Origin of the sequence: Allobosea sp. (assembly GCF_035944895.1) — a bacterium.
Taxonomy (GTDB): domain Bacteria; phylum Pseudomonadota; class Alphaproteobacteria; order Rhizobiales; family Beijerinckiaceae; genus Allobosea.
Genome location: NZ_DASZAT010000003.1, coordinates 1 through 13,254 on the forward strand (window position 1 = coordinate 1; position 13,254 = coordinate 13,254).

At 66.4% G+C, this 13,254-nt stretch carries 17 protein-coding genes; 9 read left to right on the top strand and 8 right to left on the bottom strand.

The genetic code is table 11. The features are described from left to right. The first annotated feature begins 426 nt into the window (after positions 1-426). Together VGV58_RS01185 and VGV58_RS01190 are read left to right on the top strand one after the other, a co-directional pair. The gene (locus VGV58_RS01185) at positions 427-2,463 is read left to right on the top strand and encodes a M23 family metallopeptidase (protein ID WP_326872136.1); all 2,037 of its coding nucleotides are present in this window, start codon (positions 427-429) and stop codon (positions 2,461-2,463) included. 27 nt (positions 2,464-2,490) lie between these two features. Further along, complete coding sequence (locus tag VGV58_RS01190; protein ID WP_326872137.1) at positions 2,491-3,408, top strand: AEC family transporter; 918 nt, start codon at positions 2,491-2,493, stop codon at positions 3,406-3,408. 37 nt (positions 3,409-3,445) lie between these two features. Here VGV58_RS01190 and gluQRS read toward each other — a convergent pair whose 3' ends face one another. Continuing rightward, positions 3,446-4,330, bottom strand: coding sequence for a tRNA glutamyl-Q(34) synthetase GluQRS (gene gluQRS, locus VGV58_RS01195; protein WP_326872138.1), 885 nt, complete (start codon positions 4,328-4,330; stop codon positions 3,446-3,448). A gap of 89 nt (positions 4,331-4,419) precedes the next feature. Here gluQRS and VGV58_RS01200 point away from each other — a divergent pair, with 89 nt between their 5' ends. Beyond that, a complete protein-coding gene (locus VGV58_RS01200) occupies positions 4,420-5,061 on the top strand; it encodes a DNA-3-methyladenine glycosylase family protein (protein ID WP_326872139.1) in 642 nt (213 codons plus the stop codon). A gap of 6 nt (positions 5,062-5,067) precedes the next feature. On the opposite strand, the gene VGV58_RS01205 is transcribed toward VGV58_RS01200, so the two are convergent. The 3 genes from VGV58_RS01205 to VGV58_RS01215 all read right to left on the bottom strand — a co-directional run bounded on the left by VGV58_RS01205 (position 5,068) and on the right by VGV58_RS01215 (position 7,431). Beyond that, a complete protein-coding gene (locus VGV58_RS01205; RefSeq protein ID WP_326872140.1) occupies positions 5,068-6,015 on the bottom strand; it encodes a hypothetical protein in 948 nt (315 codons plus the stop codon). A gap of 162 nt (positions 6,016-6,177) precedes the next feature. Next, positions 6,178-6,963 (bottom strand): HpcH/HpaI aldolase family protein, encoded by a 786-nt coding sequence (locus tag VGV58_RS01210; RefSeq protein WP_326872141.1) that lies wholly within the window; start codon positions 6,961-6,963, stop codon positions 6,178-6,180. A 144-nt stretch (positions 6,964-7,107) separates the two neighbouring features. Next, positions 7,108-7,431 carry a DUF1476 domain-containing protein gene (locus VGV58_RS01215; RefSeq protein ID WP_326872142.1) on the bottom strand — a complete coding sequence of 108 codons (324 nt, stop codon included), beginning with the start codon at positions 7,429-7,431 and terminating at the stop codon, positions 7,108-7,110. A gap of 457 nt (positions 7,432-7,888) precedes the next feature. Here VGV58_RS01215 and purC point away from each other — a divergent pair, with 457 nt between their 5' ends. The 5 genes from purC to purQ all read left to right on the top strand — a co-directional run bounded on the left by purC (position 7,889) and on the right by purQ (position 10,841). Next, complete coding sequence (gene purC, locus VGV58_RS01220; protein ID WP_091843148.1) at positions 7,889-8,683, top strand: phosphoribosylaminoimidazolesuccinocarboxamide synthase; 795 nt, start codon at positions 7,889-7,891, stop codon at positions 8,681-8,683. A 62-nt stretch (positions 8,684-8,745) separates the two neighbouring features. Continuing rightward, the gene (locus tag VGV58_RS01225; RefSeq protein WP_326872143.1) at positions 8,746-9,279 is read left to right on the top strand and encodes a hypothetical protein; all 534 of its coding nucleotides are present in this window, start codon (positions 8,746-8,748) and stop codon (positions 9,277-9,279) included. A gap of 135 nt (positions 9,280-9,414) precedes the next feature. After that, a complete protein-coding gene (locus VGV58_RS01230) occupies positions 9,415-9,846 on the top strand; it encodes an ankyrin repeat domain-containing protein (RefSeq protein ID WP_326872144.1) in 432 nt (143 codons plus the stop codon). A 53-nt stretch (positions 9,847-9,899) separates the two neighbouring features. Then, the gene (purS, locus tag VGV58_RS01235) at positions 9,900-10,142 is read left to right on the top strand and encodes a phosphoribosylformylglycinamidine synthase subunit PurS (RefSeq protein WP_091843141.1); all 243 of its coding nucleotides are present in this window, start codon (positions 9,900-9,902) and stop codon (positions 10,140-10,142) included. A gap of 3 nt (positions 10,143-10,145) precedes the next feature. Further along, on the top strand, positions 10,146-10,841 hold the full coding sequence (gene purQ / locus VGV58_RS01240; protein WP_326872145.1) for a phosphoribosylformylglycinamidine synthase subunit PurQ: 696 nt from the start codon (positions 10,146-10,148) through the stop codon (positions 10,839-10,841). A gap of 115 nt (positions 10,842-10,956) precedes the next feature. On the opposite strand, the gene VGV58_RS01245 is transcribed toward purQ, so the two are convergent. From VGV58_RS01245 to VGV58_RS01260, 4 genes are all read right to left on the bottom strand, one after another. After that, positions 10,957-11,553: a DsbE family thiol:disulfide interchange protein gene (locus tag VGV58_RS01245; protein ID WP_326872146.1), complete on the bottom strand. Its 597-nt coding sequence runs from the start codon at positions 11,551-11,553 to the stop codon at positions 10,957-10,959. Next, positions 11,550-11,723, bottom strand: coding sequence for a heme exporter protein CcmD (ccmD, locus tag VGV58_RS01250; protein ID WP_326872147.1), 174 nt, complete (start codon positions 11,721-11,723; stop codon positions 11,550-11,552). The genes VGV58_RS01245 and ccmD overlap by 4 nt, the downstream gene beginning before the upstream one ends. Then, positions 11,720-12,478: a heme ABC transporter permease gene (locus tag VGV58_RS01255; RefSeq protein WP_326872148.1), complete on the bottom strand. Its 759-nt coding sequence runs from the start codon at positions 12,476-12,478 to the stop codon at positions 11,720-11,722. The genes ccmD and VGV58_RS01255 overlap by 4 nt, the downstream gene beginning before the upstream one ends. 99 nt (positions 12,479-12,577) lie before the next feature. Further along, positions 12,578-12,820 (bottom strand): hypothetical protein, encoded by a 243-nt coding sequence (locus VGV58_RS01260; protein WP_326872149.1) that lies wholly within the window; start codon positions 12,818-12,820, stop codon positions 12,578-12,580. 203 nt (positions 12,821-13,023) lie between these two features. On the opposite strand from VGV58_RS01260, the gene VGV58_RS01265 reads away from it, so the two are divergent. Next, on the top strand, positions 13,024-13,254 hold the full coding sequence (locus VGV58_RS01265) for a hypothetical protein (RefSeq protein WP_326872150.1): 231 nt from the start codon (positions 13,024-13,026) through the stop codon (positions 13,252-13,254).

Sequence of the window (13,254 nt, forward strand, 5' to 3'; positions counted from 1 at the left end):
CCGACCTGGTCGGCGGCGAAGCCCAACGTTCCCTTGAAGCGCAGTAGAGCGGCCCCGCCAGCGGCGGCGCCGTCTCGATGGCCGCTTTATAGGGGGAGGCTCCTCCGGGTGTCAACACGCTTCTTGAAAGTTTTTCGACAAGGCCGCGTTTTTTTATCCGGCTCGCGATTTTCGCGGGTTTTGCCCCTGTTTGCCATAGGACGGACCGCCCGGGCTGGGTCGACGGGGAGCCCTCGCCCGCAAACAGCCGCAATTTTTCCTCACAGCCACGAGGCCAACGCCGGGACGGCCTCCGGGGCGAACCCCGAGATTGATTCCGAGGCGGGACGCGGGCATGGTCTCTGCTCTATATAAGACAGGGATCGAGCCCGTCCGTGGCATCGACTCGGCGCCCCCGGGCGCTTCAATGGATTCGCCAGACGCCCGATGAACGCCCCTCCGGATCTCAGAGCGCCGCATGAGCCGCTGACGCCGGAAGCGACGGCGCTGCTCGTCGATCTCGGGATCGAACCGCCGATCACCCCGGCCGGGACGACGCCGGCCGGCATGGACCGCCGCGGCGTCTCGCTGCGCTGGCTCGCCGCCTGCCTGCTCGTCGGCTCCTGTGGCGCCGCCCTGCTCGGCGGCGCCATCCTGGTCGCAGTACGTGGCGACACCAGCTTCGCCGAGCGCCCCGAGCCGGTCACCCCGCATCAGACCACATCGGTCGGCGGCGGCGCCCGCAAGGGCGACAAGCTCGTCGCAGAACAACCGATCGCCTCTGCACGGCATAGCGTGCGCGCTCCGATGTCCCAGCGCATCGGCGATCGCGAAGTCATCCGGGTGCGCCCCTTCGTGCGTCTGTCGACTAACCTGTCGCTGACCAGCGGCGTCTATGCCGCCAACATCCCGCCCTTCAACCCGCTGCGGCTCTTCGCCGAGGGCGCTCCCAGCGGCGAACGCTATGCCGAGCCGGTGACCGAGATGCCGGATGCGGACGTCTCGATCACAAAGCGCGATCTCGCCGACATGCCGATCACGCCCGGCAAGGCCAATCTGACCGACGCCGACGTCGTCAACCAGATGGAGGAGGAGCGCGCCAACCTGGCCGCCGCCGACCGCCGCGCCGCTCTGCCGATCCCGCCTCAGCTGATGCTGAGCCGTACCCTGGCCCAGGGCAACCAGGCCGCCGCCGGCGCCGGCAACCTGTTATCCTATGCCCCCGCCACCGACACCTCCTTCTCGGGCATCGAGGTTCGCGTCGTCCCGGAGAACGTGACCAACGCGCCGAAGACGCCGATGGCGGCCACGCGCGAGCCGCAGGTCGAGGAAAAGCTTCTGATCACCCGCCGTGGCGAGAATTTCGAAACGGTGGTGCGCAATGCCGGCGCCAGTCGCGACCAGATCGTCTCGATGATGAAGGCCTTCGACGGCCGCGTGAAGGTCGCGGCCCTGCCGGAGGGCCAGGTGCTGCAGGCTCTGTTCGCGCCCGGCCCGCGCCCCGGCGACCCCCGCCAGATCGTTCGCGTCGCACTGCTCGACAATGGGCGCCCCTCTGCCGCCGTCGCGATCAACGACAAGGGCCTGTTCGTCCCGGTCTCGCTGCCGCGGGTCGAGATTGCCGGGCCGCAGCAGAAATCGCAGGTCAGCGCGCGGGACGACGACGAGGAAGAGGAAGAAGAGGGCGGCACCGGTGCGCGCCTCTATGAGAGCCTCTACGAGACCGGGCTGCGCCATGACCTGCCGCGGCCGCTGATCGACGAGCTCGTCCGCATCTTCTCCTATGATCTCGATTTCCAGCAGCGGGTGCGCGGCGGCGACAATCTCGAAGTCATCTTCACCGACGACGACGACGGCGAGCGCGCCGAGATCCTCTCGGCGAGCCTCACCGTCAATGGCGAGACACGGCAGGTCTTCCGCTATCAGGCTCCTGAAGACGGGCTGATCGACTATTTCGACAGCGATGGCCGCTCGCTGAAGAAGTTCCTGCTGCGCAAGCCGATCAGCGACGGCGAGATGCGCTCGGGCTTCGGCATGCGTTACCACCCGATCATGCGCTATTCGAAGATGCATACCGGCATCGACTGGGCCAACAAGATCGGCACGCCGATCCTGGCCGCCGGCAACGGCACGATCATCAAGGCGGAATGGGATTCCGGCTATGGCCGGCGCATCGAGATCCAGCACGCCAACGGCTACGTCACCGCCTACTCGCACCAATCGGCCTTCGCCAAGGGCATCGCGCCGGGCGTCAAGGTCCGCCAGGGCCAGGTGATCGGCTTCCTCGGCAGCACCGGCCTCTCGACCGGGCCGCATCTGCACTATGAGGTGCTGGTCAACGGCAACTTCGTCAACCCGATGAAGATCAAGGTGCCGCGTGGCCGCGAGCTCGACGGCAAGGCGCTGGTCGAGTTCAAGCGCCAGCGCGACGAAGTCCTGGGCCTGATCGAAAAGGCCGGAGGCCAGACCGCGCAATTGCGCTGAACCTCATTCCCCTGCCCGGCGGGCCAGATGCTATCCTCTCTCCTCATCGTCCTGCCTGTCTTCGGCCTGATCGCGATCGGCTATGCCGCACGCTGGACGAAGCTGCTGCGGGAAACGACCGGCGAGGGCCTCTCCGACTTCGTCTTCGTCCTCGCCGTCCCCTGCCTGCTGTTCAAGACGCTGGCCACGGCGGCGATCCCGCCGGACCAGCCCTGGGGCTACTGGATCTCCTATTTCACCGGCCTCGCCATCGTCTGGGTGATCGCCCAGCTCGTGGCGCAGCGCCTGTTCGCCCGCAAAGGTCCCGAGCTCGTCGTCTCCGGCTTCGCGGCGGCGCAGTCGAACACCGTCTTCGTCGGCGTGCCGATGATTCTGAAAGCCTATGGCGAGGCCGGCGCGGTTCCGCTCGGCCTGCTGCTCGCCGTGCATCTGCCGGTGACGATGACGGCCGCGACCCTTCTCGCCGAAGGCAGGGGCACATCGCCGCTCCTTTTGCTCAAACGGCTGTTCACCCATCCGATCGTCGTCGGCATCCTGCTCGGCAGCGCCGCCCGTCCCTTTGCCGGCCAGCTTCCGACACCGCTCTGGTCGATCGTCGACTTGATCGCCGGCGCCGCCGTGCCCTGTGCGCTGATCAGTCTCGGCATCGCGCTGCGGCGCTACGGCCTGGCCTCGGGCATCGGCTTGCCGGCGATCCTGAGCTTCCTCAAGCTCATCCTGCACCCGCTGATCGTCTTCCTGCTGGCGACCAAGGTCTTTTCCATGCCGGTGGCCTGGGCCGGCGTCGCCGTGTTGTTCGCCGCCTGTCCCTGCGGCATCAACGCCTATCTCTTCGCCGAACGCTACAAGCAGGGCGTCGCCGACGCCTCCAGCGCAATCGCGCTCTCGACCGGCCTCTCGCTCTTCACCACGATCGGCTGGCTGACCTTTCTGGGTGTCGGCTGAGCGCCGCGCTCGAAAGCCGATCCGGCCGGGCAGCGATTCACGTGAAACCGAGCTGCCGCCTGATCGCTTCCGGCGTTGCCCCGTCCGCCCTGAGATCGGCGAGACTCCGGGACAGCCGGCTCTTCGCCAGCTTCTGCCCGGTCTCGTCGCCGAGCAGCCGGTGGAAGTGATAGCGCGGCGTCGGCAGGTCGAGCAGGCATTGCAGCAGGACATGGATCTCGGTGGCGGCTTCGATATCCTCCCCACGCACGACATGGCTGACGCCCTGCAGCGCGTCGTCGATGACAACAGAGAGATGATAGCTCGTCGGCACGTCCTTGCGCGCCAGCACGACATCGCCCCAGCGCGCCGGATCGACCGCGATCTCGCATTCCTCTCCAGCCTCGTCGAAGAGCCGGTAGGCGAGCGATTCGCCGGCCACTCGCGCCAGGGCTCGGTCCATAGCGAGGCGCAGCACATGCGCTTCGCCGGCCTCACGACGCCGACGTGCCTCGGCTTCATCGAGGCCTCGGCAGGTGCCGGGATAAAGCGGCACGCCATCGGGATCACGCTGCCAAGGTATTCCGCCCTCGGCCTCGCATCGGCCCACGGCCTCCTTCACCTGCTGGCGCGAGCAGAAGCAGGGATAGACCAGTCCCATCGCCTCGAGCCTGTCCAGCGCCCGGCGATAATCGTCGAAATGCTGGGATTGCCGCCGCACCGCGGGAGCGAAGGAAACGCCGAGCCAGGCGAGATCATCACGGATGCCCTGCTCGAATTCGGGCCGGCAGCGCGTGAGATCGATATCCTCGATCCGCAGCAGCAGCTCGCCGGCAAAACGCGCCGCAAGCCGCTGGTTGAGCAGCGCCGAATAGGCATGGCCGAGATGCAGCCGCCCGTTCGGGCTCGGTGCGAACCGGAAGATCGGAGAAGACGGAGCCATCGCCTCCTGTCTATGGTCCTGCGCATCCCTCGCCAAGCCCGGCCTCCTGACACGGCCCGGACGTGCGATCGGCGATAGACCGGGCCAGCATGACCACGATCTCCAGCACCGCCGATCTCGAAGAGGGCATGGCCGCCCTCGCCACGCTCGATCCCGTCTGGGAACAGATCATCGCCCGGACCGGCATCCCACCGCTGCGTCGACGCGAGAGCGGGTTTTCGAGCCTGGCCTCGATCATCGTCTCGCAGCAGCTCTCGGTGGCGAGCGCTCGCGCCGTCTGGGCGAGGGTCGAGAGCGTGCTTAACCCCCTGACGCCGGAACGCGTCCTTGCTGCCAGCGACGAGGAGATGCGGCTGTCGGGCCTGTCGCGACCGAAGCAGAAGACGCTGCGCGCTGTCGCCGCTGCGATCGCCGAGAACCGGCTCGACCTCGCCGCGCTGGAGAGGGCGACCCCGGACTTCGTCCACACGCACATGACCGCCGTCTCCGGCATCGGCCCGTGGACGGCGGATGTCTATCTGCTGTTCTGCCTCGGCCATCGCGACGGCTTCGCCGCCGGCGACCTCGCCGTGCAGGAGGCCGCGAAGGTCGCTTTCGGGCTGGCGGCGCGGCCCAAGCCCGCCGAGTTGGCCGAACTGGCGGAAGCCTGGCGGCCCTGGCGCGGCGTCGCCGCGCGCCTGCTCTGGGCCTATTATGCCGTGCTGAAGTCGCGCGAGGGCATCAACGCCTGAGCCTCCTCAGCCGAAGGCGTCGGCCGGCAGCAGCCGCGTTGCGGTGAGCTTGACGCCGCGGGCAGTCCGCCCCTCCATCACATAGCGCCGCTTCTTCTGCTCCTGCACCACGACGGTCAGGGTTTCGTCGACATCGGCGCTGGTCCAGGAAAGCTGGACGCCGAACATGCCCTTCATCGCGAAGTTGCCGACCAGCGGGCCCGAATTCGCCGGCGGCGCCGTGATCGAGGCCGGCGCCGAGGTCAGGCAGGTCACCTTCCCGCCCGAGGCGAAGTAGTAGTGGTAGCTCTCATAAGGTCCTTCCTCGACCTGCCACCAGCCGCCGAGCCAGTAAGGGAGAGGCTGGCCGGCATTGAGCAGGGCCTTCATGCTCACCCAGCCGCGCAGCGCATCGGGCTTCCAGCTCCGTTTCCTGCGCTTGATCGCGTCGAAGCCGCGGCTCGGCCCGCCCTGCCCGGATTCGACCGTGTACCAGTCGTCGCCGACCACATGCAGCGACACCGCCATATGGTTCAGCGGGACGCCGTTATTGTCGGGATTGGGGCCGAAGAGCCGGAAGATGTCACCATACTCCGGCATCGAATTGCTGTTCGCCGGGATCCAGACATGGCCGAGACCCATGCGGTTCAGCCAATCGGCGATATCGAAGCGTCCGACGCCGTCCTTCGCGGTGTAACCCATGGCGATCGCGCATTTCTGGCAGAACTCGTTGCAGGTGGTGGTCTTGTCGACCAGCCACTTCTGCAGCAGCGACTTGTGTTCCCAGCCGGTGTATTTGCGGAACAGAGGGTCGGTCTTGATGCCCTTCAGCGCATCGATATCCGCCTGCTTGAAGGGACTTCGCAGCGCTGGCGTGCCCGATACGATCTCATCGACGGGCGGGATGTCGGCGATGAACGCCTTCAGCTTCTTCTGATAGTCTTCCTTGGGCTCAGGCAGCGTCGTCTCGGCCATGGAACGCCTCCCCTCGCGGATGCGCTCGTCGCGGGCGCGATCCGCAGTCGATGCCGTAGCGGCATCCTGAGGGAAGAGATCAGGTCGTTCAAGCCGGCGGCCGGCCGAATCGCATCTGGAGCCCGTTCCGATCAGATTGATCCAACCTGATCGGATCCCGCTCTAACCGCGCGCGATCTTCAGCGCCGTCTGCGCCGCATTGCGCAGGAAGCCGGTGTCGCTCATCACCGTGACCAGGCGCGCCCCGAGTGCGACACCTTCCGCGGCCCGTTCAGCGCTCGCGGCATAGAAGGCGACCGGCTTTTTCACGGCATTCGCCCGCGCCACGATGTGGCGCAGCGCGTCATCGACCTCCTTGGCCCCCGCATTGACCGAGGCGCCACCCGACAGCGCGATCGAGAGATCGGACGGGCCGACGAAGAGCGCGTCGATCCCCCCGAGCGCGAGGATGTCATCGACGATCGCCAGCGCCTCACGGGTCTCGATCATCGCGAAGGTCAGGGAGAAGCTGTTGGCCTGCTTGAGATAGCTGTTCTGGTCGAGGCCGGAGGCGCCAAGGCCGCCATAGCTGCCCCAGCTGCGCTCGCCGAGCGGCGGGTACTTGGCATAGGCCGCGAGCCGGCGCGCATCCTCGATCGTGTTGATCATCGGGGCGATCACGCCGGAGGCGCCGGAATCGAACAGCTTCGAGACGTTCTGGAACTCACCAACCGGAATGCGCGCCAGCGCCGGCTTGCCGGCGGCGTTGATCAGCGGGATCGCCCGGATCACCTCGGCGAGCGTGATCGGGCCGTGCTGCATGTCGAGGGTGACCGCGTCGAAGCCTTCCTGCGCCAGGATCGCGGCGATGCTCGGATCGGGCAGCCCGCACCAGGCGGACAGCAGCGTCTCGCCCTTGGCGAGACGATCGGCGAGCGAGGACAGCACGGTCGGCTTGGCGGCGGTCATGAGCGCATTCATCCGGTTGCCCGCTCTTCACCTCTGGCGGGTCCGGCGACCCTGGACCGAACCGACGGTGAAAGGCAAACGATGCGGCATGCACCATGCTCAAGGGCGCAATGCGGCAAGAGCCGCCTTGCGCCCGAGGCTCGTTCAGCGGCCGGCCTGGATCTCGTCGGCGGCCTTGATCAGGAGCTCGGTCATCGTCCGGCGGATCTCGTCGTCCGCGACGGTGACGCCGCCCGCAGCGAAATCGGCCTTGACCTTGCGCAGCACATCGTCGTCGCCGGCTTCCTCGAAATCGGCGAGCACCACCGACTTGGCATAGGCCTCGGCATCGGCGCCGCCCTTGCCGAGCTTGTCGGCAGCCCACAGGCCGAGCAGCTTGTTGCGCCGGGCCGTCGCCTTGAAGCGCAGCTCCTCGTCATGCGCGAACTTGTTCTCGTAGGCGTCCTTGCGCTGGTCGAAGGTGGTCATGTGGTTCTTATCCTCTTCGGAGCGGCAATCTTGCTGCGGCGCGATATCAGCTTCGCCATATAGCAATGTGATGGCGGTGCGGGCTAGAGCCGGATCAGGTCAGATTGAAGCAATCTGACCGGTGAATCCGTCTCTCGCTTTGAGCTTGGAGGCCGTTCTGCCGCTCAGCGTGCGATGCAAGCCGATCGGAACGGGCTCCGGGGTCCAGCCGTCGAACTTGATCCGGCACGGTCAAATCCGACGTCGTGACCTCGCCTCAGGGGCTTTGTTGCGTTTGCGCCACGAAAGGCCCATATAGCGCGACGTGTGGCCGGTTCCCAGGGAGCAAGGCCCGCATGAACCAGCCGGACCGGCGCGCCAGGATCGAACTCGACAGAGCAACGAGATTGCGCGAGAGCGTGCTGAAAAGGGCCATGATCCCGCCGCGGGCAACCGCGACCAGAGAGAGGCCGACCCTTTGGATTTCCTCAAGCCACGGTATATCCCGATGAATCGCCGCCGTCGCATTTACGAAGGCAAGGCGAAGGTCCTCTATGAGGGACCGGAGCCCGGAACGCTGATCCAGCATTTCAAGGACGACGCAACCGCCTTCAATGCCAAGAAGCACGAAGTGATCGACGGCAAGGGCGTGCTCAACAACCGCATCTCCGAGCACATCTTCAGCAATCTCAACGATATCGGCGTTCCCACGCATTTCATCCGCCGGCTGAACATGCGTGAGCAGCTGATTCGCGAGGTCGAGATCATTCCGCTCGAGGTCGTGGTCCGCAATGTCGCGGCCGGCTCGCTTTCGACCAAGCTCGGCATCGAGGAAGGCACCCAGCTGCCGCGCTCGATCATCGAGTTCTACTACAAGAACGACGCGCTGGGCGATCCGATGGTCTCGGAAGAGCACATCACGGCCTTCGGCTGGGCAACGCCGCAGGAGATCGACGACATCATGGCGCTCGCCATCCGCGTCAATGATTTCCTATCCGGCCTCTTCCTCGGCGCCGGCATCCGTCTCGTCGACTTCAAGATCGAGTGCGGCCGGCTGTGGGAAGGCGACATGATGCGCATCGTCGTCGCCGACGAGATCAGCCCCGATTCCTGCCGGCTCTGGGACATCCGGTCGAAGGACAAGATGGACAAGGACCGCTTCCGCCGCGATCTGGGCGGGCTGATCGAGGCTTATACCGAAGTGGCACGCCGCCTCGGCATCCTCGGCGAGAACGAGAAGCCGGGCCCGGCAGGCCCCCGGCTGGTGCAGTAATTGCCGCGCCGCGTGCAGTGAGCATGTCGGCTACCGAGTCCCTGGCGACCGGGCGGGGGCGCTTGCGCTCCCGTTTGCGTTTCGGCGCGCTCGCGCTCGGCATTATCCTGATCGCCGGCTGCGCCGATCATTTCGGACCGGGCCTGGTCCAGCTCGCGGCCGGGCGCGGCTGGGAACCGCTGCCGATCCAGAACTGGGTCGTCAACGACGGCATCAATCCGAAAGCGATGGTCTTCTGCACGCCGCAGGACTGCCAGCGGCCGGGCGTTGCCGCACTGCTGAGCTTCGAAGGCCGCGAGGCCGCCGACATGGCGCGCACGCTGGCCCTCAACCCGGCGCGGCTGGCACGCGAGTTCTCCAAGCGCCCCAAGGCGAAGCAGGCCGAGAAGCCAAAGAGCACGACCACTGTCTCGCGTTTCAAGCAGGACGGCACCGACGGCATCCTCGTCGAGATCCGCGCCAAGGATGGCAGCCGCCTGGCCGCGACCGCGATCCTCTATGCGCGCAAGGACGCCACGCTATCCATGGCGATCGCCGTGACCGATGATTCGCAGGCCGCCCAGGATTTCGCCCGCGCCACCTGGGCGAGCCGCTGACATCATCGATCGATCCGGAGCATCTTCGAGCGACGTGGATACCGGCTCGCGGAAAGAAAATACGACAAAACAATAGCTTGAAGCTGTTCAGCGATTCAGGGAACCGCTGAACAGCTCTGAAAACAGGAGGCCTCGATGGGGGACAAGCCGCAGCTCGACCCGCAACTGGTCCAGGATTTCGTGCGGGCCGCACATGGCAATCTCGACAAGGTCACGGCGCTCGTCACCGAACATCCGACCCTGGTGAACGCGGTCTGGGACTGGGGTGGCGGCGATTGGGAGAGCGGGCTCGGCGCAGCCGCCCATACCGGGCGACGCGAGATCGCCGAGTTCCTGCTGGCGCGCGGCGCTCGAATGGACGTTTTCGCCGCGTCGATGCTCGGCCATCTCGACCTCGTCCGCGCCCATCTCGCCGCTGCACCCGACGCTCTGACCGCCGCCGGCCCGCATGGCATCCCGCTGCTCACCCATGCGAAGATGGGCGGCGAGCGGGCGAAGCCCGTGCTCGACTATCTGCAGGGCCTGCAAGGCAGCACCGTCACTGCCGACTCGGCGAAGAATGGTTGAGCCTGCGCCGATTCACCGCTAAGGCACCCCAACAATCCCGCCCGGAGATCACGATGAAAGCCCGCGTCACCGTCACCCTCAAGACCGGCGTGCTCGACCCGCAGGGCAAGGCGATCGAGGGCGCGCTGAAATCGCTCGGCATCGACGGCGTCGGCTCGGTCCGCCAGGGCAAGGTCTTCGACATCGAGCTCGACGGCGCCGACAAGGCCGCAGCCGAGGCCGCCCTCAAGGCCGCCTGCGAGAAGCTCCTCGCCAACACGGTGATCGAGAACTACCGGGTCGAGATCGGAGCCTGACCGATGCGCGCCGCCGTCATCACCTTCCCCGGCTCGAACCGCGACGGCGACGTCGCCAAGGCCCTGCGCCAGGCGGGCGCCACGGTCGACCATGTCTGGCATGCCGACCATGAACTGCCTGATGGGACCGACCTCGTCGTCCTGCCCGGCGGTTTCTCCTATGGCGATTATCTGCGCTGCGGCGCCATTGCCGGGCGCGCCCACATCATGGACGCGACCCGAGCCCATGCAGCGCGCGGCGGCTTCGTGCTCGGCATCTGCAACGGCTTCCAGATCGCCTGCGAGGCCGGCCTGCTGCCGGGCGTGCTCGCCCGCAACGCCGGTCTGAAATTCGTCTGCAAGCGCCAGCATCTCAAGGTCGAGCGCAACGACACCGCCTTCACCTCGGCCTATGCCAAGGGCCAGGTGATCGATGTCTGCATCGCCCATGGCGAAGGCAACTATATCTGCGACCCCGAGACGCTCGCCCGGCTCGAAGGCGAGGGGCTCGTCGCCTTCCGTTACTCCGATGCTGAAGGCAACGTCACGACGGCCGCCAATCCGAACGGCTCGCTCAACGGTATCGCCGGCATCTACTCGGCCAATCGCAACGTGCTCGGCTTGATGCCGCATCCGGAGAACCTGATCGACGGCCTCGTCGGCGGCACCGATGGACGCGGCATGTTCGCGAGCCTGGTCGGCGGCAGGAAGGCGGCCTGAGAAGGCTCGTCATTCTCGAGCGGAGCGCAGCGCAGACCCGAGAATCTCATGCCGGAAAAGGCGCCCTCTCGTCCTGAGATGGTCGGGTCAAGCCCGACCATGGCGCGTTAACCCGTCACTTCACCAGCGCCGCCGCCTTCGCCAGCATCCGTGACGCCGCCTGCCCGTCGAGCGGGCCGACATGCTTGTCGAGAATGCGCCCGTCCGGCCCGATCAGGAAAGTCTCGGGCACGCCATAGACGCCCCATTCGATCGCAGCACGCCCGCCACGATCGGCCCCGACAGCCGAATAGGGATTGCCGAGCGCGCCGAGGAAGCGGCGGGCATTCTCGGCCTCGTCCTTGTAGTTGAAGCCGACGAGCTGGACCTTGCCCTGCTTCACCGCCGGCGAATCCGCCATTGCGACGAGGAAGGGATGCTCGACCCGGCAGGGCGCGCACCAGCTCGCGAAAACATTGACGATCGTCGCCTGGCCTTTCGCCAGATCCGCCATGCCGAAGGCCGGCACGGACTGGCCGTCGCGCTGCAGTCCTTCGAGCGGGGTCAGCGCGATCGCCGGGGCCGGCTTGCCGATCAGGGCCGAGGGCACCTTGCTGGCATCGCCCGAGAACAGCCCCTTGGCGAACACCGCCGCCAAGGCCGCGAAGACCAGCAGCGGGATGGCATAGAGCCAGGGCGAGCGCCGCGGCGGCGTGGCGGCGACCTCGCTCATGACGATGCCCCGCCACGACGACCCGCGCCGCGCTCTTCCAGCGCCGCCAACGCCCGCTTCTGAGCGCGCCGGTCGAGCAGGATCGCGGCCGCAAGACCGCCAAGGATCACCGCCGCTGCCAGATAGGCGGCAAGGATGAAGCCGGCATGGGGTCCGAGCAGGTCCGTCATTGCGCCGCCTGCAGTGAGAGCCGGTCGAGCCGCTCGGCCTCGAAGATCGTCAGCGTCCGCACCCGCCGCCGCAGGATCTCGGCCTGCATGGCGGCGCAGTGCAGCGCCAGCGCCAGCAGCGTGAAGCCGATCGCGGTGATCAGCAGCGGCCAGAGCATCGAGGAATGGATAGTCGGGCCGCTGAGGCGCAGCACCGAGGCCGGCTGGTGCAGCGTGCTCCACCAGTCGACCGAGAACTTGATGATCGGGATGTTGACGCAGCCGACCAGCGTCAGGATCGCGACGGCGCGCCCCGCCCGCGAAGGCTCGTCGATGGCGCGGCGCAGGGCGATCAGGCCGAGATAGAGCAGGAACAGCACCAGCATCGAAGTCAGGCGCGCATCCCAGACCCAGTAGGTACCCCACATCGGCTTGCCCCAGAACGAACCGGTGAGCAGGCAGATCAATGCGAAGCAGGCGCCGATCGGCGCCGCCGCCTGTTGGGCAACGTCGGCGAGCGGATGGCGCCAGACCAGCACGCCCAGCGCCGACAGCGTCATCATCGAATAGAACATCAGCGCCAGCCAGGCGGCCGGCACGTGGATGTACATGATCTTGATGGTCTCGCCCTGCTGATAGTCCGACGGGGCGACGAACCAGACGAGATAGAAGCCAAGAGCGAGCAACAGCGCCGCCGCGCCCGCAAGCCAGGGCAGCAACACGCTCGACAGGCGCATGAAGCGCGCCGGGTTGGCCAGTTCGGTAAGGCTCGCCATGAAGGAGGTGGCCGGCTCTGCTCTTCTTTCGACCAGAAAGCATGTAGCAATCGCCGGCCCGGCTCACAATCGAGGAGCGATACCTGCGACGATGAGGCCCTACTTGTCCTTGTCGCTCTCGGAGGCGGTCGCGCCACCCTTGTCGACGACGCCGAAGCGACCGGAGGTCACGCCCTCGCCGGCGGTTATGAAACCTTCGGCCGCGAGTCCGCGCCTGAGCAGTTCGCGAACGGCAGCGGCTCGGCTCGGCATGCGCTTCTCGAAGCGCCAATTCTCGACGGCGCGCAACTCGTCCATGCTCAGCATGATCTGCAGCCGTTCGCCGCGTTCCAGGTCCGTCATTGGCGCGCCCCCATCGCGCTGAAAATGAGTAAGTGACTATATGTGCACAAATCACTCGTTCGCAAGCGACGGCGACACCGGTGATGCCTTAGCGTCATGCCATTCAGCCACCAGCGGCGATGATTACTAACTAATTGAAATTATTAGATTTTTCTTGCTAACACTGCAGCTTTCACCTATCCTGCAGAGCAGGAGGGATTGTCATGCTCATCAAGCTATCCGATCCCATGTGGCGCGACATCGAAACCACCGTGCGTTCCAGGGCCGGTGAATCCCGTGTCGTCGACGTCTTCGGCGTGGCCGAAGAAGTCCAGCTCCGTTTCGTCGACGACAACGTCGCGCTCGAAGATATAGCCGCCGTCGTCGCCCGGCTGGCAACTCAATCCGGCTGCGCGCTGGAACTCGACAGCGGCGAGATGCTGTCCGAAGTCTGA

Coding starts and splice junctions, on each gene's coding strand:
- gluQRS (WP_326872138.1), bottom strand. CDS start 4,330: ATGGCTCCGTCTTCTCCGATCTTCCGGTTCGCACCGAGCCCGAACGGG.
- VGV58_RS01200 (WP_326872139.1), top strand. CDS start 4,420: ATGACCACGATCTCCAGCACCGCCGATCTCGAAGAGGGCATGGCCGCC.
- VGV58_RS01190 (WP_326872137.1), top strand. CDS start 2,491: ATGCTATCCTCTCTCCTCATCGTCCTGCCTGTCTTCGGCCTGATCGCG.
- VGV58_RS01255 (WP_326872148.1), bottom strand. CDS start 12,478: ATGGCGAGCCTTACCGAACTGGCCAACCCGGCGCGCTTCATGCGCCTG.
- VGV58_RS01230 (WP_326872144.1), top strand. CDS start 9,415: ATGGGGGACAAGCCGCAGCTCGACCCGCAACTGGTCCAGGATTTCGTG.
- purS (WP_091843141.1), top strand. CDS start 9,900: ATGAAAGCCCGCGTCACCGTCACCCTCAAGACCGGCGTGCTCGACCCG.
- VGV58_RS01215 (WP_326872142.1), bottom strand. CDS start 7,431: ATGACCACCTTCGACCAGCGCAAGGACGCCTACGAGAACAAGTTCGCG.
- purQ (WP_326872145.1), top strand. CDS start 10,146: ATGCGCGCCGCCGTCATCACCTTCCCCGGCTCGAACCGCGACGGCGAC.
- VGV58_RS01265 (WP_326872150.1), top strand. CDS start 13,024: ATGCTCATCAAGCTATCCGATCCCATGTGGCGCGACATCGAAACCACC.
- VGV58_RS01205 (WP_326872140.1), bottom strand. CDS start 6,015: ATGGCCGAGACGACGCTGCCTGAGCCCAAGGAAGACTATCAGAAGAAG.
- VGV58_RS01185 (WP_326872136.1), top strand. CDS start 427: ATGAACGCCCCTCCGGATCTCAGAGCGCCGCATGAGCCGCTGACGCCG.
- ccmD (WP_326872147.1), bottom strand. CDS start 11,723: ATGACGGACCTGCTCGGACCCCATGCCGGCTTCATCCTTGCCGCCTAT.
- VGV58_RS01210 (WP_326872141.1), bottom strand. CDS start 6,963: ATGACCGCCGCCAAGCCGACCGTGCTGTCCTCGCTCGCCGATCGTCTC.
- VGV58_RS01260 (WP_326872149.1), bottom strand. CDS start 12,820: ATGACGGACCTGGAACGCGGCGAACGGCTGCAGATCATGCTGAGCATG.
- VGV58_RS01245 (WP_326872146.1), bottom strand. CDS start 11,553: ATGAGCGAGGTCGCCGCCACGCCGCCGCGGCGCTCGCCCTGGCTCTAT.